Below are 20,276 nucleotides of genomic sequence, written 5' to 3' on the forward strand. Positions count from 1 at the left end.
CCCGCTCCCACATTTTTTGATCCGGTTTCGTCAGTTACGCCGTTGCGCGATGCAGACTTGCGAGAAAGCCCGCCGCACCAACAAACAACCCGGCAAACGTACGGTTCATGCGTTTCTGCTGCTTCGGTGTGCGCAACAGGCGCAACACTTTCGACGCCAGCCCGGTGTAGCCGGCCATCACGATCATGTCCACGCAGATCATGGTCGCGCCCAGGATCAGGTATTGGTTCAGCAGCGGCGCCTGCGGGTTCACGAACTGCGGCAGCACCGCCAGCATGAACACCAGGGCCTTGGGGTTGCTGGCGTTGACCAGGAACCCGCGGAACATCATCGCCATCGGCTTGCCGATCGGGCGAATCGCCGCGTCATCGCTCAGGTCGGTTGGCAGCGCGCGCCATTGCTTGATGGCCAGGTACACCAGGTACGCTACGCCAAACCATTTGATCGCATAAAACGCGGTGGAGGATGCGGCAAGAATCGCCCCCAGGCCACCGGCGACCACGGCAATCTGCATCGCCAGGCCCAATTGCAGGCCCAGGGCGTTCCAGTAACCGCGCAGGAAACCGTATTGCAGGCCGCTGGACATCGACGCAATGGCACCGGCGCCAGGGGAAAGACTGATGATCCAACTGGCCAGGAAAAAGGCCAGCCATGTGTCGAGCGCCATTACACACCTCAGAGCTTAGTTTGCTGAATGTTTCTAAACTAACGCTGCCGGCTGAGAAATGGCTAGAAAAATTTTGGGGTGCGCCTTTGTGGCGAGGGAGCTTGCTCCCGCTGGAGTGCGTAGCGCTCCCGGCTTTTTTTGGGGCTGCTACGCAGCCCAGCGGGAGCAAGCTCCCTCGCCACAGGTTAAGGCAGCACGTCGCTGCCGCGCCAACGGCGCACCGAGCGCTGGAAGAACAGGCTGTTGGGCACTTGCACCATGACACTGCCGGTACCGGCCTCTTCCACTTCGATCAGCGTGGTGTAGAGCAGGTTGATCGCCACCACCCGGCCTTTGACGCCGGGCTTGTCGACGGTGTCCACCAACTCGACCACATCGCCCAGGCGGAACGGCCCGACGGTGAAGATCAGGATGGCGCACAGCAGGTTGGACAACACCGACCACATGGCGAAGAACGCCACCGCGGCCACCGCCACAAAACCCGACAACGCCGTCCACAACACCGTGGCAGAGACGCCCAGGCGCTCCAGCACGAAGATCAGCGCGCTGCCCATGATCAGCCAGCGCAGGCCGCCGCGCAGCGGCATCAGCAACTGCGGCGGGAACGGATAACGTTCCCCCAGGCGGTTCAGGCATTTGGCGACGAAACGCTGGGCGAGATAGCCGGCCAGCAGGATCAGCAGAATCTGTACGGCCACCCAGATCGGCGCGATCCATTGGGCCGGCAGCGGCAGTTGCAGCGCTTCCATCAGGACAGCGCCTCCAGCTCCGCTTGCAAGGATTCCAGCAGTTCGAGGGCTTCCATCCAGGTCTCCTCCAACTGCGCTTCACGTACCTTGAGCTTGGCCTGTTCGGCCAGCAGGTCGCGCAATTCATCCTTGCGGGCCGGCTCGTAGACGGCGCTGTCACCCAGGCTGGTTTCGATCTTCGCCAGCTTCTCGTGGATCTTGCCCAATTCGGCTTCCAGCTTGTCCGCTTCACGCTTGTGCGGGGCCAGTTGCTGACGCAATGCAGCCGCGGCCTGGCGCTGGGCCTTCTTGTCGGTCTTGTCCGGGTTGACCGGCGTGTTGCTGACTGGCGCGTTGCGCAGGCGGTAGTCCGACAGCCAACGGGCATAGTCTTCCAGGTCGCCGTCGAATTCCTCGACCTTGCCATCAGCCACCAGCAGGAAGTTATCCGTGGTGCTCTTGAGCAGGTGGCGATCGTGAGACACCACCAGTACCGCGCCGCTGAATTCCTGCAGGGCCATGGTCAACGCCAGGCGCATTTCCAGGTCGAGGTGGTTGGTCGGTTCGTCGAGCAGCAACAGGTTTGGCCGGTCCCAGGCGATCAGGGCCAGGGCCAGGCGGGCCTTTTCGCCACCGGAGAAATTCAGCACCGGCTCGTCGATGCGCGCACCACGGAAGTCGAAACCACCGAGGAAGTCCCGCAGGGTCTGTTCGCGTTCGGTAGGCGCCAGGCGCTGCAGGTGCAGCAGCGGGCTGGCCTTGGCGTCGAGGGAGTCCAGCTGGTGCTGGGCGAAGTAGCCCACCACCAGGTTCTCACCGCGCACCAGGCGGCCGGCCAAAGGCTGCAATTCGCCCGAGAGGTTTTTGATCAAGGTCGACTTGCCCGCGCCGTTGGGGCCGAGCAGGCCGATCCGCGCGCCAGGGGTGAGCTGCAACTTGACCTTCTCGAGGATGGTCTTGTCGCCATAGCCCAGGCGGGCATCGGAAAGGTCCAGCAGCGGGCTGGAGATTTTCACCGATTCGCGGAACACAAAGTCGAACGGTGAATCGACGTGGGCCGCCGACAGTTCTTCCATGCGCTCCAGGGCCTTGATCCGGCTCTGGGCCTGACGGGCCTTGGTGGCCTGGGCCTTGAACCGGGCGATATAGCTTTCCATGTGCGCGCGCTGCGCCTGCTGCTTCTCGTAGGCCTGCTGTTGCTGGGCCAGGCGTTCGGCACGGGCGCGTTCGAAGGCGCTGTAGCCGCCGCGGTACAGGGTGATTTTCTTCTGGTCGACGTGGGCAATGTTGTCCACCACGGCGTCGAGGAAATCCCGGTCGTGGGAAATCAGCAGCAAGGTGCCCGGGTAGCTTTTCAGGAAGTCTTCCAGCCACAGGATCGCATCGAGGTCCAGGTGGTTGGTCGGTTCATCGAGCAGCAACAGGTCCGAGGGGCACATCAGCGCCTGGGCCAGGTTCAGGCGCATGCGCCAGCCACCGGAAAAGTCGGCGACCGGGCGGTCCATCTGTTCGTTGGTAAAGCCAAGGCCGGCAAGCATCTTGCGCGCACGCGCGTCGGCGGTGTAGCCGTCGGCGCTGTCCAGTTCCGAGTGCAGGCGGGCCTGTGCGGCGCCGTCCTGGGCTTTCTCGGCCTCGGCGAGGTCGTGTTGCACCTGGCGCAGGCGCAGGTCGCCATCGAGCACGTAGTCGATCGCAATGCGGTCGAGGGTGTCGATCTCCTGGCGCATATGGGCGATGCGCCAGTCGGCCGGCAGCAGACAATCCCCGGAGTCGGGAGTCAGCTCACCCAGCAGCAAGGCGAACAACGTGGATTTGCCGGCGCCGTTGGCACCGATCAGGCCGGCTTTGTGACCGGCGTGCAGGGTCAGCTCGGCGTCTTCGAGAAGACGTTGCGGGCCACGCTGTAATGTTAGGCTTTGAAGTCGGATCATAATGGCGGCGGAGTCTACCAGCTTCGTTGGCCGCTGGCTTGGGTGTGAATATGTGCGCTGACCTGTGGAGCTTTGCCCTCTCGACCTACGCCCGCTCGGGCGTCGAGGACGCGTGCCTGCGCTTGCAGGCGCAAGGGGCTGATGTGTGCCTGGTGTTGTGCGGGTTGTGGCTGGAGCAGCGGGGTGTGGCGCCGGAAACGTCGCGCTTGCAGGCACTGCGGCAGATCGCCGGGCCGTGGCAGGCGGAGGTGGTTGAACCGCTGCGGCAAGTACGCACGCGATGGCGGGCCATGGCGCAGCAGGATGCTGAGCTGGGAGCGTTACGGGAGCGGGTCAAGGCTTTGGAATTGGATGCAGAAAGGCTGCTGCTATCACGCCTGGAAGGTGTGGCGCAGCGTTGGCCGATGGCCGAGGTGAATCATCAAGCATGGGTTGAAGGACTGGCGGCCGAAGCCGCCAACCTTGACCACGACGCGCTGCATCAGCTGCGCGCCGCGGTTACCGGCACTTAGGAAGCGCTGGTTGGGGTGACGCTTGGCGCTGCCGGTGCAGGCGTGCTGCTGGCCGGAGCGGTTGGCGCTGTGGTGCTGGCAGCAGGTGCAGCCGGGGTCGCAGGCTTCGCAGCTGGAGTAGCTGGTTTGGCTGGTGCTGGCTTGGCGGCTGGTTTGGCAGCAGCAGGTTTGGCGGCCGGCTTGGCAGCTGGTTTCGCAGCAGCAGGTTTAGCGGCCGGCTTCGCGGCTGGTTTTGCAGCAGCAGGTTTAGCGGCTGGCTTCGCAGCTGGTTTTGCAGCAGCAGTTTTAGCGGCTGGCTTGGCAGCTGGTTTTGCAGCAGCAGGTTTAGCGGCTGGCTTCGCAGCTGGTTTTGCAGCAGCAGTTTTAGCAGCTGGCTTCGCGGCTGGTTTTGCAGCAGCGGGTTTAGCGGCTGGCTTCGCAGCTGGTTTCGCAGCAGCGGTTTTAGCAGCTGGCTTGGCGGCTGGTTTTGCAGCAGCGGTTTTAGCGGCTGGCTTGGCAGCTGGTTTTGCAGCAGCGGTTTTAGCAGCTGGCTTGGCAGCTGGTTTTGCAGCAGCAGTTTTAGCCGCTGGTTTGGCAGCCGATTTAGCCGGTGCTTTTGCCGCAGGCTTGGCCGCAGCTTTTGCAGGTGCCTTGGCAGCGACGGCCTTGCTGGCTGGTTTTTTCGCCGCGCTGGCTGCAACAGCTTTAGCCGGAGCACGGGTGCTCAGCACTTTGCCTACAGCTTCCTTCACACGACCAACACCCTGGGCCAATTTCAGGCTCTCGGAAGCATCACGCTTGAGTTGGGAAATGTAGGTGCGGGTTTCGGATTGACGATCCTTGAGGGCGTCGAGCAAGTCCTCAAGTTCTTTGACGGCGTCCTTGGCCTTGGCTTGTGCCTTGGCTTTGCCAGCGGTCGCTGCGCCTTGCAGTTTGGTGCGGGATTTGTGCAGTTTTTCCTGAGCTTTGCCGCGTTGTTTTTCAAGCTTGGCGAGCAACTTCTCAGCATCAGCCAAGGCTTGTGAACAGGCGCTTTCCAAATGTTCGAGCAGGCTGCCCGAAAGTTGTTGGAGCAAATGCAACGGGGTATTTACAGGCTTCTGTTTGGCCGACATGGTTTACCTCCTGGCTGACGTGGGTGCGGCTCATACTAGCCCTCTGCTCTTACCGCCGCTAGGGCATGTTGACAGTATCGATTGGCTTGCGTTGCACCGCACGAAAATTCTTATTGATATAACGAAAATCCACGCCACTTTTTAAGCATTCACACTGGCATAATCCATCGCACTTTCGGCTGGAGAACGCCCATGTCGCGTTACCTTTTTTTAGTGTTGAGCGTGGTGCTTTGCGTGGCCAACGCAAGCGAGAAATCCCCCTCCAAAGATGACCACGACCTGGCCTACAGCCTGGGCGCGAGCCTGGGTGAGCGCCTGCGCCAGGAGATGCCTGGGTTGCAGGTAGAGGCGCTGATCGACGGACTCAAACAGGCCTATCAAGGTAAGCCACTGGCCCTGGACGACACACGCATCGAACAGATCCTTGCCCAGCACGAAGCACAAAACGCGCCGGACAATCGAGCACCACAAAGTGAAAAGGCACTCGCTGCCGAGCAACAATTTTTAGCCAGTGAGAAATCCAAAAGTGGTGTGCGTGAATTGGCAGACGGCATCCTGCTGACCGAACTGACCCCTGGCAGCGGGAAGAAACCGGCGGCCGATGATCGCGTGCAAGTGAATTATGTTGGGCGGTTACCCGACGGGACCGTCTTCGACAAGAGCACACAACCTCAGTGGTTTCGCCTGGACAGTGTGATCAATGGCTGGCGCAGTGCGTTGCAACAGATGCCGGTGGGCGCGAAGTGGCGCCTGGTGATTCCATCCGACCAAGCCTATGGCGCTGATGGCGCAGGCGAACTGATCCCGCCTTATACGCCGCTGGTATTCGAGATCGAATTGCTCAAGGCGGGCGCCTGAGCCCAAACGAAAAACGGTGCGCAATGCGCACCGTTTTCTTGTGTCGGGGGGAGTCAGGCCTTAGCCGTCAACTCTTCCTTGTGAGCGTTGTGCAGCACTTCGATCAGGCAATCTTCCAGCTCGAAACGCTCGTGAAGCAAACCACCCAGCTCTTTGAATTTTTCTGCAACGCACTGGCCGGCATCACACAGGTCGTTGAACGCCAGCAGCTTCTCGGTGATGACATCGATACGCGGGTAAATCGTCTCCGCCAAATCGAGGCCACGTTGATCGTCGAAAGCCTCGGCCTCTCTGGTCAACTGCTCGTAGATACCGAAGTGCCCCGCCGATACGTAGTCCACCAATACGCCGCAGAATTCCTGCAACGGCTTGCGGTTCTCGCTGAGCGCTTCGGGCTTGGCACCGAGAGCATCAAAGGCCCGAACCAGTTCGTGACGCGCTTTCAACCAACCATCGATCAGTTTGTGCACCCCACCCCAGCGTTCCTGAGCATTCTGACAACGTTCCAGCATGATGATCTCTCTTCCCTATAGGGGCGCCGCACGCTGCCCGCGCAACACTTCAAGGTTAAAGCGGCAACCGGGCAAAGGTGCATCGAACAGTCTGTTTCAATAACGCGTGCGGGCCAGATTATGCCCGCACGACTATGTCATCAAGGTACGCAGGAGAGAAAGTTCATACAAGTGTTTAATCCCTTCCTACAACCTGCGGTTACCTGTCAGTGCCGTGCAAGGCCAAAACGCTGGCTCAGCAGCAACCGCGAGAACTGCGCGATGCCAAGGATCAGCATCGCCACGAAGAACAGCAGGCTCCACTCGGGAATACTCAAGTCGAACAGCGTCCAGTTGATTTCCACGCAGTCGACGGTGCCCTTGAAGATCAAGGCCAACGTCTCTCTCAGCGACAGGTTCTCGATCATGGATTGAAGGCCGGGCCAACAGGCAGGCAACTGTTCCGGCGGCGTATTTTGCAGCAGCACCTGGCGTACGGCGGTAATGGCGCCCAGCACTGCACACCCCATGCTCGCCGCCCAATACAGGTAGATCCCGGACCGCTTCGGCCCATGAATCGCTGCCACGAGATTGATCAGCGTGAAGGCAGCCACAAGAATTCGTTGCACCTGGCACAGGAAACAAGGCCGCAAAAGCGCGGCGTATTCCAGGTAAAAGGACGCGCCCAGCGTCAGCGCACCAGCCAGGAACGCCAGGAGGAACAGGGAGCGTGAGGGGGCCAAAGACATTGTTTATCCGCAACGCAAGAGATAGGTAGTTACGGTAGAGGAAAGACCTTACCCCTTTCAATACGCGCCAGAGCAGACGATTCCGCGAGAGCGTAGGGATATCCCGTCAGAAGGCGAGCGATTAAACGCGCGTCTACGTAGGAGTTTACTACAAGCCGTATTGACTACAGCTATTGGGCGTTATTGAAGGGTTGGCCACCAGACAATTCTGAGGCAACCCTTACTCTGTTTCCTACTTCAAACCCGTGCCGGCACCGGCAGCGGTGACGCCAGCAAACGCTTGTCCAGCAAGCCCAGGCCTTCCTGGAACAACTGGTTGCTGCGCTCGGTGTCGCCCAACTGCGCCAGCAGGCGTGCCAGCTCGGCGCAGGCCTCAGGGTTGCGCTGCACCTGAAGGCTGCTTTCAAGGTAATCCCGCGCCTTGCCCCACAAGCTGTTTTGCAGGCACAGGCGCCCCAGGGTCAGCAGCAGGCTGGCATCGCCTGGATGGTCCTTGAGCCAGCCTTCGGCGAACTTCAACTGCTTCGCCGGATCGCTGCCACGCAGCAGCCCGTAGAGCCGGATCAGATGACTGTCGTACTCGCGCTTGAGGGCACCGCGCAGCACTTCTTCGGCCTTGGCGTCCGCGCCCAACTGGCGCAGTTGTTCGGCGTACGCCAGCACCAGTTGCGGCTCCTGGCGCTGGGCCGAAGTCAGTTGTTGCCAGGCCAGCTCCAGGGATTGCTGCCCGGCCTCGCCCTGCTCTTCGCGCTGGGCAGCCAGGGTCAGGTTCTCGCCCCAGGCGCGTCGCTCCAGGTCGGCCAACTCGGCAGGCGGCAACACCTTGTCCTTGCGCAACTCCGGCAACAGCCGGATTACCGAAGACCAGTCGCCACGCTGTTGATACAGCCGCTGCAGTTGGCGCAATACCTGGACGTTATGCGGATGACGCTCATGCATGGCCTGCAGGGTGACCAGGGCGCCATCGGTGTCACCGCGGTCCATCTGCAACTGCGCATGACTCAAGGCTACCGCCAGTTCGGCCTGGGGCTGGCGCTCAAGCGCGCGTTCCAGCAGGCCATCCGCTTCCTCATAACGGCCCTGTTCGTTGGCCGCACGGGCGGCGCCGAGGTAGTAGAGCAATGGCTGGCGTTCGGCTTCGGCCGCACGGTGCAAGTGACGCTCGGCACTGGCCCAGCGCCCTTCGGCGAGGTCCATCTGGCCCTGCTCGATGGCAACCTGGACCCGACGGCTGCGGTTGCGCCGCGACCACGGATTGACCACGCCACCCGAGGTCAGCACCAGGCCCAGCAGCACCCTGGCCAAATAGATCACCAGGCCGATGGCAAACAACGCCACCAGCGTCGACCACAGCCCGGACTCGTAATGCAGCACATGGGGATAGGTAATCAGCACGTAGCCGGTATGTTTCGAAATGCCCACGGCCAGTGCCAGGGCGATCGCAATCGCCAGCACCAGGATCACATAGAAGCGCTTCATCGGCTTTACTCCTGGGTCGCCGGCTTGCCAGCGGAAGCCTTGGCTTCCTCGGCAGACAGGTGGCGACGGTCAAGGTAAGCCTGCACGGCAGCCAGGCTCGCGGCCAGGTCCGGCGTGACCACCGAGACGGCCTTGGGCTCAAGCTCGGCAATACGGGCCAGCATGGCTTTGCTTTGCGGGTTGTCTTGATTGAAGTTGTCCTGCAACACGCTGCGAGCCTCGCCCAGGGATCGGCTGTACACCGCCGGCTCGCCGTTGAGCGCCGCCCATTGCGCCTGCTCAAGTGCAAGGCTCAGGGCCAGGCGCACCTGGTTCAGGCCTTGCCCTGCCAGGAGCGGGCGAATGTTGTCATCAGGATTGAAGTCGATGCGGAAATACCGCGAGATCTGCGCCCACCACTGACTCCAACGGCTGTCCGTGTCGGTGGTCGGACGCCCATCATTGGCCGCTTCAGGGAGTTGGTATTCCGGCGCGATGGCCGCCAACTGCACGACCTGATCGCGCAATGCCGCCAGTTGCAGGTACAGCCCGGTACGGTCGGGCTGTTCGATATTGCGCAACGCGGCGAGGCTCTTGGCCAACTGCTCACGGGCGGCGTAGGAGCCAGGGTCACTTTGTTCGCGGAGGATTTCGTCAGCGCCCTGGACCAGTGCCTGGGCACTGTTGATGTCCTGCAAGGCGGAAAGACGCAGGCTGGCCAGGCGGATCAAGTGCTCGGCCTCGGCCAGGCGCCAGTCCTGGCGGCTGGCCCCCAGCACCGTTTCCAGGCGCTGGCTCAGGCGTTGTTGATCACCCTGCAATTGCGCCACCAGCCGGCGACGGTCTTCCAGCTCATCGGCGCCGGGCAGTTGCCCCAGACGGGCCGACAGCTGCTGCTGGCTCTGCTTGAGGCTCTGGGATTGGTCGTCCAGGGTTTGCACTTGGCCCAGCTGTTGCTGGCTGCTCGCCTGCAGTGCGCGGACCTGCCAGATCCCCCAGCCACCGGCGGCAACGCCGGCGGCGCCGAGCAACAAGGCCACAATGGCCAGGCCGTTGCCACGGCGCGGGGCGGTGGTGACCGGTGTCTCAACAGGCGCATCAAGCGCGGGCTGAGCTTCATCTTTAGGCAAGGCTGTTTCGCTCACGTATCCATCCTTTGCGTATTAGAGAGTGGGAACGGAAACACTCCGTAGCGCCACTAACAAAGCCGCGGCACTGGCGCCACGACAATCCACAACTTCTTGCGCGCCAGCGGCACGCGCCATCTCGGCGACTCGCGGGCTGGGCACGAACAACGGCAGCTGTGCCACCTGGGGCCAATCTGTACCGGCCAGCGCTTGCAGGTGTAAAAAACCCTGCCCACTGCTGACCACCACGCCGTTCAAGCGTTCCACGTTTATGCGCTGGGTCAGCGTTGCACGGTCGTAGTCCGGCAGGAAACGGCGATACAACTCCAGATAGTCGACACTAGCACCTTGCTCGCGTAAACGCTCAGCCAGCAGCTCTCGCCCGCCCTCGCCCCGCAGGATCAGCACCCGGGCGCCGGGCTTCGAGATAGCCTCGCGCAAGGCGACCAGTTCAAGCAAGGCTTCACTGTCGTCGCCGTCGTGGGGATAACTGACATCAAGGCCATGCTCGGCCAACACCTGCGCCGTAGCAGCGCCGACACTGAACCACGGTAACGCCGGCGGTTGCGGCCAGTGTTGAGCCAACAACTGCAAGCCCAGGCGCGCGGCCGGCTTGCTCACCACGATCACCGCGCAATAGCGGTCCAGCTCGCGAAAGACCGCCTGTTGTTCAGGCGTGACAGGCAGCGCTTCAATCTCCAGCAACGGCAGGCTGCTGCTGAAAATACCTTCTTCGGATAACGTCGCCGCCAGGGCCGCCGACTCCTCGGCAGGCCGCGTCAGCAGCACACGCCATTGCATCACTGCGGCCCGGCCTCGCCGTACACCGCTTGCAGAATGGCACCGGCGCCTTTTTCCAGCAGTTCCTCGGCGACCTTTATACCCAGGCTGGTGGCCTCGCTTTGCGGCCCGCGAATCTCTGCGGTGAGCAACAACCCACCACTCGGGTCGCCCACCAGGCCACGCAGCCAGAGGTTCTCGCCCTCAAGCACGGCGTAACAGGCGATCGGCACCTGGCAGCCACCGTTGAGGTGCTTGTTCAGGGCACGTTCGGCGGTGACGCGAATTTCGGTGTCCTGGTGATCCAGCGGCTTGAGCAGCGCATGAATTTCGCTGTCGGCGGTGCGGCATTCAATGCCCACAGCGCCCTGCCCGCCGGCCGGCAAGCTGTCTTCGACGCTGATGGCCGAGGTGATGCGGTCTTCAAAGCCCAAGCGGATCAAGCCGGCTGCCGCGAGAATGATCGCGTCATATTCACCGGCGTCGAGCTTGGCCAGGCGAGTATTGACGTTGCCCCGCAGGAAGCGGATTTGCAGGTCCGGGCGGCGGGTCAGCAACTGCGCCTGGCGACGCAGGCTGGAGGTGCCGACGACGCTGCCCAGCGGCAGCTCATCCAGGGAGGCATAGGTATTGGAAACGAAGGCGTCGCGGGGGTCTTCGCGCTCACAGATGCAAAACAGGCCCAGGCCTTCAGGGAAGTCCATGGGCACATCTTTCATCGAGTGCACGGCGATGTCGGCTTCGTTTTCCAGCAGCGCGGTTTCCAGCTCCTTGACGAACAGGCCCTTGCCGCCGATTTTCGACAATGGCGAATCAAGCAGCTTGTCGCCGCGACTGACCATGGGCACCAGGGACACCTTGAGGCCGGGATGGGCCTGCTCAAGACGTGCTTTGACGTACTCGGCCTGCCATAAGGCCAGGGCGCTTTTACGGGTGGCGATGCGGATTTCGCGAGAGGACATGGATCAATCCGTACTGAATAGATACGGCAGATAATAACAGCTCAGGCAAATGCGCTTTGATTTGAATCAGCAAGTGCGGGGCCTCCCTGGCCGCGTCGCACCGGGATATGGGCGGTGAAGCTCGCGTCAGCCCTCGGGCTAAAGCTGCTGCATCATCTTGCGCACACCGGCGACATGGCGCCGGCTGACGATCAGGGCGTCGCCATTGAGGCCCTTCAGGAACAGCTGAAAGTGCCCAAGCGGCGTGCGCTGCAGACGCTCGATTCGCTCGCGGGCCACCAGCGCATTGCGGTGGATGCGCACAAAGCGGTCGCCAAATTCATCTTCCAACGCCTTGAGTGGCTCATCGAGCAGCACTTCACCAGCCTCGTGACGCAAGGTCACGTACTTGTGATCGGCGATGAAGTAGACCACCTGGTCCAGGGGAATCAACTCGATGCCCTTGCGGGTACGGGCGCTGATATGGCTGCGTGGCCCATTGCCGCCCTGAGCTGCGGGCTGGGTCAAGGCTGCCAGTTGGACACGATTGGGACGCTCGGCCTTTTTCAAGGCGCGAAGCAACGCATCGGCATTGATCGGCTTGACCAGGAAACTGGCGCCGCTGGCATCCAGGGCCTCGGAAGAGAACTCATCCTGGGAGGCGCACAGCACCACCGAAGGCGGCGATTCTCGCTCGCTCAGGCGGGCAGCCACCTGCAAGCCATCAAGGCCCGGCATGCGGATGTCGAGCAACACGACGTCCGGCTTGAGGCTGTCAATAAGGGCCAAGGCTTCCTCGCCACTGGTGGCGCTCGGCTCAAGGACATTGTAACCCTCGAGTTCACTGACCAAACGGCTCAGTCGCTCGCGGGCTTGGGGTTCGTCATCAACGATCAGGACATTCATATTGCGCTGGATTCCTGCGTGAGTCTCGCACAAGGATAGCGTAGACAGGTGCGGTGACTTCCGTCACGGCGATCCACGCTAAGACTAGCGCGAGCGGCAAAAAGTGCCCCGAGAGTGGCACCAATATTTACCCGGACCTGTTCAATCGCGCCCAAAGCCTGCTGCCTTCGGGCATCGTCGTAGGGTTTGCTGATACACAATACGAACACCCCCTCTCTAATGGATAGCCTGGAGTTCGACCTCATCGCCCGGCATTGGTGCAGTACACCTTCCGTCAGCGCGAAGCTCTATCAGTGCAACTGTAGACGCTGGCGAAGACGATATTGCTCAATCGTCAAATATCGTTTCAATAAACACGCTTTGTTTGACCAAGGACCGCAAGTTTCCCCCCCCGATCGGTCCTGGCTCCAGTCTCGTCCTGCGCGAGTCCGGGGGCAAGGCACTTAGCCATCTTGGAAACAAATAAAAATGCCCCGCCCCGCCATCGTCGCCTCCGGGGGCAACCCTGTTATTATCGGCGCCACACTTTCATGCCCTCTTTCCAGCAGATCACGAGCGAATCCATGAGCACCGACAAGACCAACCAGTCCTGGGGCGGCCGCTTCAGTGAACCCGTCGACGCCTTCGTCGCGCGCTTCACCGCCTCCGTCACTTTCGACCAGCGCCTCTACCGCCACGACATCATGGGCTCGATCGCCCACGCCACGATGCTGGCCAAGGTCGGCGTGCTGACCGACGCCGAGCGCGACAGCATCATCGACGGCCTGACCACCATCCGTGGCGAGATCGAAGCCGGCACCTTCGACTGGCGCGTCGACCTGGAAGACGTGCACATGAACATCGAGGCCCGCCTCACCGACCGCATCGGTGTGACCGGCAAGAAACTGCACACCGGTCGCAGCCGTAACGACCAGGTGGCTACCGATATCCGCCTGTGGCTGCGGGACGAGATCGACCTGATCCTGGCAGAAATCACCCGCCTGCAAAAAGGCCTGCTGGAGCAGGCAGAGCGTGAGTCCGGCACCATCATGCCCGGCTTCACCCACCTGCAGACCGCACAGCCTGTGACCTTCGGCCACCATCTGCTGGCCTGGTTCGAAATGCTCAGCCGCGACTACGAGCGCCTGGTGGACTGCCGCAAGCGCGCCAACCGCATGCCTCTGGGCAGCGCTGCACTGGCTGGCACCACCTACCCGATCGACCGCGAATACACCGCGCAGCTGCTGGGTTTCGACGCCGTGGGCGGCAACTCCCTGGACGGCGTGTCGGACCGTGACTTCGCCATCGAATTCTGCGCCGCGGCCAGCATTGCGATGATGCACTTGTCGCGCTTCTCCGAAGAGCTGGTGCTGTGGACCAGCGCGCAATTCCAGTTCATTGACCTGCCGGACCGCTTCTGCACCGGCAGCTCGATCATGCCGCAAAAGAAAAACCCCGACGTGCCGGAGCTGGTACGCGGCAAGAGCGGCCGTGTATTCGGTGCGCTGATGGGCCTGTTGACCCTGATGAAAGGCCAGCCGCTGGCCTACAACAAGGACAACCAGGAAGACAAGGAACCGCTGTTCGACGCCGCCGATACCCTGCGCGACTCGTTGCGTGCCTTTGCCGACATGATCCCGGCGATCAAGCCCAAGCACGCCATCATGCGTGAAGCGGCCCTGCGCGGTTTCTCCACCGCCACAGACTTGGCGGACTACCTGGTACGCCGTGGCCTGCCGTTCCGCGACTGCCACGAGATCGTCGGGCATGCCGTGAAGTACGGCGTGGACACCGGCAAGGACCTGGCGGAAATGAGCCTGGAAGAACTGCGCCAGTTCAGCGACCAGATCGAGCAGGACGTGTTTGCGGTGCTGACCCTGGAAGGCTCGGTGAATGCCCGTAACCATGTCGGCGGGACTGCGCCGGCGCAGGTGAAGGCTGCCGTGGTTCGCGGCCAGGCATTGCTCGCCAGCCGCTAAAAGCTTCGCGAGCAAGCCCGCTCCCACATTCGACTGCATTCCAAAGGTGGAACTCGGTCAAATGTGGGAGCGGGCTTGCTCGCGAAAGCCTCATCACAAACACCCAAGATCTATTTCTTGGCAGCAATCATCGCCATAAACGCCGGCATCGCCGCTTCCTTGTCCGCCGCCACCCGCTGGGCATTCGGCAGCGCCTGCAAGCGCTCCAGCAACGCCTTGGCCTTCGGCAACTCAGCCAACAGATCCAGCCCGAACAGCTTCCCGGCCACGGCACAGGCCAGGTCCACGCTGTACACAAAATACAAATCCGCAATCGTGAAACTGTCCCCCGCCACATACGGCGCAAACTTCCCGTGCCGCCCCAGCGATGCGATCCCCAGCAATAACTCCGCCCTGGACTTTTCCTTGATCGCCTCCGGCACCGGCATTCCGAAAAACGCCTCGGCAAAACACGCCCGGGCCGGCAACTCGATGTACAGCTCGATTTCCCTGCACAACGCCAGCACCTGGGCGCGCTGGAACGGCTCGCTGGGCAGCAGCGATCGCCCGCCCTGGGTCTGTTCGAGGTATTCGAGGATCACGCTGGTTTCGTTGATAAACCCTTGCTCGACACCCAGCACCGGCACCTTGCCCCGCGGGCTCACGGCCAGCGCTTCCGGGGTTTGGCCTGCGTAGAACGGCACCTCTTCGAAGGGCAGCCCTTTCTCCAGCAGCGCCAGTTTGACCATGTTGTAGTAGTTGCTGACTGAAAATCCATAAAGCTTGAGCATCACAAAGCCTCCAGGCCGTGTACGGGGTTGGCAGCAGTGGTTATAGATCGGGAGGCCGCGCCTGGCCAGCAGCATCAGCCGAGTGAATGGGGGTAGACTGGCGCCCTTTCCTCCAGGAGCCTGCCATGAGCGAGCCAACCGATATCGACAACGACGAAGAAGAGTTCGCCGAGACCACCTTGATTGAAGCGATCGAAAACCAGATCGAAAGCGACAACCCGCCCGCCGCCAAGGCCACGTTCAACAAGCTGACCCTGGTGGGCTACGAGCGCGAAGACATCCTGCAAATGATGGCCCACGTCCTCGCCATCGAAATTGACGCGCTGCTCGAAGAAGATCGCGCCTTCAATACCGAATGGTATGAAACTGCGTTGCGTGCGCTGCCGGAGCTGCCGCCCGAGAAGCAATAAGCCTCACACCGCGCTGGCCAGCAAACTCTTGCTGGCCACAATCCTGCCCCACATCAACACCGCATGAGTTCCGACTGGACAGCTCGCCCAAGTGCGTTCACCTTATGGCTGCTAACGTCTAAAAATTCCTAGAAAGTCTGGAGTCCTTATGTCGTATACCCCTGAGTTGGTTGCCGAACTGGAAATCCTTGCACTCTTCAACCTGGGCAGCTCCCAGGAAGGTCTGAAAGTTCATCAGACTGCCGCTCCCACTGCCATTGCCGCCGCCCGGCGCCTGTTTGATAAAGACCTGATCGACCAGCCAGACGGTGGTTACCTCACCAGCCTCGGCCGGGACGCTGCCGAACACGCACAAAGCCTGCTGACTATTCTGACGACCGCCAAAGAAGCCGCCTGACACCTCGTATCGCCCACGGGATCCTCTCTTCACGGATTCCGCGGGCATTCCCGCGCCCGGGATAAAATTCCGGCGTCAAAAACAAATTCCCTCTAAACCTCCTACGCTACTGGCTGTAAACTCCCACACGGCCGCCCACGTCGGGCCCTGCGAGCCACCGAGTTCGACATGACCCGCACCCACGAAATCCGCCCCGACCTGGACGAAGGCATCGACCGCAAGGTGCTGGCCCAGTTACGCGCGCGGTTTCTGGCCCTGAACGAAGGCCGCATGGCCCGGGCCGTCGAAGGGCTGACGCCACGCCAGCAAAGCGTATTGACCCTGCTGCCGCTGTTTTTCCACGTGAATCACCCGCTGTTGCCGGGCTATGTGTCGGGCAGCACGCCGGCCGGCCTGTCGAATTTTGAACCCGACGCGCAAGCCTTGGCCGAGGCCCAGCGCCTGACCCGCACGTTTTCCTACAAGCCCCGCCACGGCAACCCACCGCGGCCGATTCACGGCCTGTTCCTGATGGGCAGCCTGGGCACCCTGGCCCAGGCCGATCAAAGTGATATGGACGTGTGGGTCTGCCATGCGGCCGATCTCAGCGAGAACGAGCTGGCCGAGTTGCGCAAGAAATGCCAACTGCTCGAAACCTGGGCCCTGAGCATGGGCGCCGAGGCGCACTTCTTCCTGATCGAGCCGACGCGGTTTATCCAGGGCGAGCGCGACACCCAACTGAGTTCAGAAGACTGCGGCACCAGCCAGCATTACCTGCTGCTGGACGAGTTCTACCGCACCGCCATCTGGCTGGCCGGGCGCACGCCGATCTGGTGGCTGGTGCCGGTGTACGAAGAAACCCGCTATGCCGACTTCACCCACGCGCTGATTTCCAAACGCTTTATTCGCGCCGATGAAACCCTCGACCTGGGCCACCTGGCCCACATCCCCCCGGGTGAATTTATCGGTGCCGGCTTGTGGCAGTTGTTCAAGGGCATCGAATCGCCCTACAAATCAGTACTGAAACTCCTGCTGACCGAGGTCTACGCCAGCGAGCACCCGAAGGTGCAGTGCCTGAGCCTGCGCTTCAAGCGCGCTGTGTTTGCCAATCAGCTGGACCTGGACGAACTGGACCCGTACATCGTCGTCTACCGCCGGATCGAGGAGTACCTCAAGGCCCGTAATGAGCCGGAACGCCTGGAACTGGTGCGGCGCAGCCTGTACCTGAAGGTCAACCGCAAGCTCAGCGCGGGCCAGCGCACCGGGTGGCAGCGTTTGCTGCTGGAGCGCCTGGCCAGCGAATGGGGTTGGGACCAGCGCCAACTGGCCCTGCTGGACAGCCGCAGCCAATGGAAAGTCCGCCAGGTGGCCTCCGAACGCCGGGCGCTGGTCAACGAGCTGAACTACAGCTATCGCTTCCTGACCCAGTTTGCCCGCACCGAACAGACCGTCAGCCTGATCAACAAGCGCGACCTCAATGTGCTGGGCCGGCGCCTGTACGCCGCCTTCGAGCGCAAGGCCGGCAAGGTCGAGTTCATCAACCCCGGCATTGCGCCCGACCTTGCCGAAGACACCCTGACCCTGGTGCAGTCGCCCAACCGCAAAGAGCCCGGCCAGCATCATTGGGGCTTGTACAACGGCAGCCTGACCGCCCTGGAATGGGAGCACTTCGCGCCGATCAAGCGCAGCCGCGATTTGCTGGAAATGCTCACCTGGTGCCACCGCAACGGCGTGATCGACAGCAGTACCCGCCTGGCGCTGCATCCCGGCAGCAGTGACATGACCGAATTCGAGCTGTTCAACCTGCTGGGCAGCCTGCAACAAACTGTCGTCCTGCCCCTGGCCAGCGTCGATGAAGACCGCCTGCTGCGCTCGGCAGTGCCCGAGGAAGTGCTGCTGCTGATCAACGTCGGCGTCGACCCGCTCAAGCATCATCGCGACCTGAACATCCTGATGACCACCGAGCGCACCGACTCCCTGAGTTACGCGGGCGTACGGGAAAACCTGGTGCTGACCCTGGACCAAGTCACGCTCAACAGTTGGAACGAGGTGATGGTCAGCCGCTATGACGGCCCCCACGCGCTGCTCGATTGCCTGCGCGACTACCTCAATCAACTACCGCCCAATCACTTGCCGCGCTTGCGGGTGCGCTGTTTCTGCCACAACCGCGCGCAGTTCATTGCCCAGCGCGTGGAGGAAATCTTCGACACCGCGCAAAACCTACTGCTGGGCCAGGAAAACCACCGCTACCTGGTGCAGGTGCAGCAGCACTACCACGTGATGGAACTGACACCCGGCCAGGCCAACCATGTGTCACTGGCGACCCAGGACGCGCTGATCGCCTACCTCAGTGAGGAACTGGCCAGCTACAGCCCGCTGCACCTGGACACCATGGCCCTGGAAGACCACGACCTGGCGCTGCTGCTGCCCATGGGCCTGCCCGACTGTGTGCAGGTGTTCTACCGGATCAACGACGGAGTTGCCGAGCTGTACGTGCTGGATGAGTTCAACGCGCTCTGGCAGCAGCGCCTGCCGTTCCACGACGAGCAAAGCCTGTTGGTGCCGTTGCAGCGCTTCCTGCAGTCGATCATTTATCGCCGCGACGCGCTGCTGCCGCTGGATCCGCAACAGCCCTTCGGCGCGGTGCAAATCCTGTATTACCAGCTGTTGCCGTCAGGCAGCGGCCGTGCACGGCGGGCCGAACCGCGCCCAGCGCCGCAAACCCCGGCCAACAAGCCGTTCTACGACGTGCAGGCGATTATCGGCAAGGCAGCACCGGGCCAGGTGGGGATCACCTTGTACTGCAATCAACGGGAGTTTTCCGAGCTGGAATTTGGCGACCAACTGTTTGCGGTGGTCGCCCAGCAAATCGTCGGGCAACGCCGGGAAGCCGAGCGTTACCGCTGCTACATCACCGATCTGGACCTGTCCGGCCTGCTCGGTGATGTTCAAAGCCCGAGCAATCTGTACCTGCGCTACAAGGCTGATCTGGAACTGGCGCTCAATGAAGCGCTGAACCAGGTTTAGAGAGGAAAGGCGCCACCGTCTTTCGGCTGGCCTTCGACGCCGAGCAATTCAAGCTTGAGGGTCTTGCCACCCGGTGCTGGCCAGTCGATGTGCTGGCCGACTTGCAGGCCCAGCAATGCACTGCCCACCGGCGCCAGGATCGAGATTTTGCCTTCGTCGGCGTTCGCGTCCTTGGGGTAGACCAGGGTCAGGTGATAGTCCTTGCCACTGCCTTGTTCACGGCAATGCACGCTGGAGTTCATGGTCACGACAGATGCAGGCACTTCATCGTGGCCAACCACTTCTTCGGCGCGGTCGAGTTCGTGTTGCAGGGCTTCAACGCCCGGCGACGCCTCGCCGACACGGTCGATCAGTTGCTCAAGACGCTGCACGTCAAGACGGGTGAGGATGATGGAAGGTGCGGTCATGATTCAGGCAGACTCCTTTTTTCTGCACAAAAAAGCAAAACCCCGCCAGGAAAAGGCGGGGTTCTCACGGACCTCGATGAGTTGAGGTGTATCCGGACACTACCACAGCACAATAAATAAACAAGACGGCCTCAGGCGCAGGTCCTGCGCTGCTCGGCCTGGGCGACGATCACGCGGCGTCGCGCATCGTCGGCGGAGCGCCATTCGCGGATGTCTTCCACATGACGGAAGCAACCGAGGCAGACTTTGTGCTCATCCAGCCGACATAAACTGATACAAGGTGACGGCACCGCCGGGCTGACATTGCTGAACAGCGGCTTGGGCGGGCGTACGGGAACGGGCTGCGTCACGATCAGATCTCGTCGAAGTCCAGCTCGACGCCGGCTTGTTCCTGGGTGAGGCGCGCGAGCATTTCGCTCAGCAGCTCATCGGTGGTGTCGTGGGTCCAGCGTTTTTCTTCTTCATCGTAATCGAAGTGAAAGCCACCGGAACGCGCCGCCAGCCATAGCTGACGCAGGGGCTCCTGGCGGCTGAAAATCAATTGGGTGCCATTTTCAAACTTGACGGTGAGCACACCGGCCGAGTTCTCCAGGTCCACATCCAGACCGCTGTCGTCGAAAATATCCTCCAGCGCTTGCTGGGTCGCATCCACCAGGTCGTGAAAACGCGCTTCGGTCAAACTCATTGTGGGAACCTCGAAAAGTGTCTGGTCTCGCTCAAGCGCCGCACAATACGGACGCGCCATCATGATTGCAAAGGATACCGATTTCATTACCCACAGCCGTGTGAATTATCCTCGATTGGTGTAAGCACAATCGCGACAAACTCGGCAAAGCCCCGCCGGACGGGTATTTCGGCGCATAGGCAATCCGGCGGGTGGTCGGTATACTCGGGCGCAATTAATGCATATTCAAGGATTTCGCCATGAAGCGCCTGATCTCTTCCCTTGCTGCGCTCGTCGCGGTCGCTTGCCTCGTTAGTGCCTGTGGTCAAAAAGGCCCGCTGTATCTGCCCGATGACAGCAAAGACCCGAATGAACAGGCGCAATCGTCGCAAACCAAAGCGCACAAGCACGACACCTACTAA

The 20,276-nt window shown here is 61.6% G+C and carries 22 protein-coding genes; 7 read left to right on the forward strand and 15 right to left on the reverse strand.

What is annotated here, in order from left to right:
- Positions 1-34: 34 nt before the first annotated feature.
- The 3 genes from HX821_RS04225 to HX821_RS04235 all read right to left on the reverse strand — a co-directional run bounded on the left by HX821_RS04225 (position 35) and on the right by HX821_RS04235 (position 3,326).
- Positions 35-667 carry a LysE family transporter gene (locus HX821_RS04225; protein ID WP_003208844.1) on the reverse strand — a complete coding sequence of 211 codons (633 nt, stop codon included), beginning with the start codon at positions 665-667 and terminating at the stop codon, positions 35-37.
- Positions 668-852: 185 nt separating this feature from the next.
- Positions 853-1,416, reverse strand: coding sequence for a mechanosensitive ion channel family protein (locus tag HX821_RS04230; RefSeq protein WP_008439307.1), 564 nt, complete (start codon positions 1,414-1,416; stop codon positions 853-855).
- Positions 1,416-3,326: an ATP-binding cassette domain-containing protein gene (locus tag HX821_RS04235; protein WP_003208841.1), complete on the reverse strand. Its 1,911-nt coding sequence runs from the start codon at positions 3,324-3,326 to the stop codon at positions 1,416-1,418. Before HX821_RS04235 ends, HX821_RS04230 begins: the two co-directional genes overlap by 1 nt.
- Positions 3,327-3,376: 50 nt before the next feature.
- Between HX821_RS04235 and HX821_RS04240 the strand changes: the two genes are divergently transcribed.
- Positions 3,377-3,838, forward strand: a complete 462-nt coding sequence (locus tag HX821_RS04240) for a TIGR02444 family protein (RefSeq protein ID WP_177035331.1) — start codon at positions 3,377-3,379, stop codon at positions 3,836-3,838.
- Here the strand turns inward: HX821_RS04240 and HX821_RS04245 are convergent.
- Entirely contained in the window at positions 3,835-4,932 is a 1,098-nt protein-coding gene (locus tag HX821_RS04245) for an AlgP family protein (RefSeq protein ID WP_177035332.1), read from the reverse strand. The two genes, HX821_RS04240 and HX821_RS04245, sit on opposite strands and share 4 nt — an antisense overlap.
- Before the next feature lie 192 nt (positions 4,933-5,124).
- On the opposite strand from HX821_RS04245, the gene HX821_RS04250 reads away from it, so the two are divergent.
- On the forward strand, positions 5,125-5,790 hold the full coding sequence (locus HX821_RS04250; protein ID WP_003208833.1) for an FKBP-type peptidyl-prolyl cis-trans isomerase: 666 nt from the start codon (positions 5,125-5,127) through the stop codon (positions 5,788-5,790).
- A gap of 53 nt (positions 5,791-5,843) precedes the next feature.
- Here HX821_RS04250 and HX821_RS04255 read toward each other — a convergent pair whose 3' ends face one another.
- The 7 genes from HX821_RS04255 to HX821_RS04280 all read right to left on the reverse strand — a co-directional run bounded on the left by HX821_RS04255 (position 5,844) and on the right by HX821_RS04280 (position 12,242).
- Complete coding sequence (locus HX821_RS04255; protein ID WP_003208832.1) at positions 5,844-6,302, reverse strand: Rsd/AlgQ family anti-sigma factor; 459 nt, start codon at positions 6,300-6,302, stop codon at positions 5,844-5,846.
- Positions 6,303-6,508: 206 nt separating this feature from the next.
- Positions 6,509-7,030 carry a disulfide bond formation protein B gene (locus HX821_RS04260; protein WP_003208831.1) on the reverse strand — a complete coding sequence of 174 codons (522 nt, stop codon included), beginning with the start codon at positions 7,028-7,030 and terminating at the stop codon, positions 6,509-6,511.
- Between the two features lie 237 nt (positions 7,031-7,267).
- Positions 7,268-8,509: a heme biosynthesis protein HemY gene (locus HX821_RS04265; RefSeq protein ID WP_003208828.1), complete on the reverse strand. Its 1,242-nt coding sequence runs from the start codon at positions 8,507-8,509 to the stop codon at positions 7,268-7,270.
- 5 nt (positions 8,510-8,514) lie between these two features.
- Complete coding sequence (locus tag HX821_RS31720; protein WP_256662378.1) at positions 8,515-9,633, reverse strand: uroporphyrinogen-III C-methyltransferase; 1,119 nt, start codon at positions 9,631-9,633, stop codon at positions 8,515-8,517.
- Between the two features lie 18 nt (positions 9,634-9,651).
- Positions 9,652-10,419 carry a uroporphyrinogen-III synthase gene (locus HX821_RS31725; protein ID WP_102604070.1) on the reverse strand — a complete coding sequence of 256 codons (768 nt, stop codon included), beginning with the start codon at positions 10,417-10,419 and terminating at the stop codon, positions 9,652-9,654.
- Complete coding sequence (gene hemC / locus HX821_RS04275; protein ID WP_008439333.1) at positions 10,416-11,357, reverse strand: hydroxymethylbilane synthase; 942 nt, start codon at positions 11,355-11,357, stop codon at positions 10,416-10,418. The genes HX821_RS31725 and hemC overlap by 4 nt, the downstream gene beginning before the upstream one ends.
- Before the next feature lie 138 nt (positions 11,358-11,495).
- Complete coding sequence (locus HX821_RS04280; RefSeq protein ID WP_003208820.1) at positions 11,496-12,242, reverse strand: LytTR family DNA-binding domain-containing protein; 747 nt, start codon at positions 12,240-12,242, stop codon at positions 11,496-11,498.
- A gap of 563 nt (positions 12,243-12,805) precedes the next feature.
- Between HX821_RS04280 and argH the strand changes: the two genes are divergently transcribed.
- Positions 12,806-14,200, forward strand: a complete 1,395-nt coding sequence (gene argH, locus HX821_RS04285; protein ID WP_008439335.1) for an argininosuccinate lyase — start codon at positions 12,806-12,808, stop codon at positions 14,198-14,200.
- A gap of 110 nt (positions 14,201-14,310) precedes the next feature.
- Here the strand turns inward: argH and HX821_RS04290 are convergent, their stop codons facing one another.
- Positions 14,311-14,970 carry a glutathione S-transferase family protein gene (locus HX821_RS04290; RefSeq protein ID WP_003208816.1) on the reverse strand — a complete coding sequence of 220 codons (660 nt, stop codon included), beginning with the start codon at positions 14,968-14,970 and terminating at the stop codon, positions 14,311-14,313.
- Positions 14,971-15,095: 125 nt separating this feature from the next.
- Here HX821_RS04290 and HX821_RS04295 point away from each other — a divergent pair, with 125 nt between their 5' ends.
- From HX821_RS04295 to HX821_RS04305, 3 genes are all read left to right on the forward strand, one after another.
- Positions 15,096-15,380 carry a hypothetical protein gene (locus HX821_RS04295; protein ID WP_003208814.1) on the forward strand — a complete coding sequence of 95 codons (285 nt, stop codon included), beginning with the start codon at positions 15,096-15,098 and terminating at the stop codon, positions 15,378-15,380.
- A gap of 148 nt (positions 15,381-15,528) precedes the next feature.
- A complete protein-coding gene (locus HX821_RS04300; protein ID WP_003208812.1) occupies positions 15,529-15,777 on the forward strand; it encodes a TIGR02647 family protein in 249 nt (82 codons plus the stop codon).
- Positions 15,778-15,945: 168 nt separating this feature from the next.
- On the forward strand, positions 15,946-18,783 hold the full coding sequence (locus HX821_RS04305; RefSeq protein ID WP_177009063.1) for a class I adenylate cyclase: 2,838 nt from the start codon (positions 15,946-15,948) through the stop codon (positions 18,781-18,783).
- Here HX821_RS04305 and rnk read toward each other — a convergent pair.
- From rnk to cyaY, 3 genes are all read right to left on the reverse strand, one after another.
- Complete coding sequence (rnk, locus tag HX821_RS04310) at positions 18,780-19,190, reverse strand: nucleoside diphosphate kinase regulator (RefSeq protein ID WP_003208808.1); 411 nt, start codon at positions 19,188-19,190, stop codon at positions 18,780-18,782. The two genes, HX821_RS04305 and rnk, sit on opposite strands and share 4 nt — an antisense overlap.
- Positions 19,191-19,321: 131 nt before the next feature.
- Positions 19,322-19,540, reverse strand: coding sequence for a DUF1289 domain-containing protein (locus HX821_RS04315; protein ID WP_003208805.1), 219 nt, complete (start codon positions 19,538-19,540; stop codon positions 19,322-19,324).
- 2 nt (positions 19,541-19,542) lie between these two features.
- Positions 19,543-19,875, reverse strand: a complete 333-nt coding sequence (cyaY, locus tag HX821_RS04320; protein ID WP_003208803.1) for an iron donor protein CyaY — start codon at positions 19,873-19,875, stop codon at positions 19,543-19,545.
- A gap of 239 nt (positions 19,876-20,114) precedes the next feature.
- Between cyaY and HX821_RS04325 the strand changes: the two genes are divergently transcribed.
- Positions 20,115-20,276, forward strand: coding sequence for a lipoprotein (locus HX821_RS04325; protein ID WP_003208801.1), 162 nt, complete (start codon positions 20,115-20,117; stop codon positions 20,274-20,276).

It is taken from the genome of Pseudomonas sp. B6001 (genome assembly GCF_013386015.1).
Taxonomy (GTDB): Bacteria; Pseudomonadota; Gammaproteobacteria; order Pseudomonadales; family Pseudomonadaceae; genus Aquipseudomonas.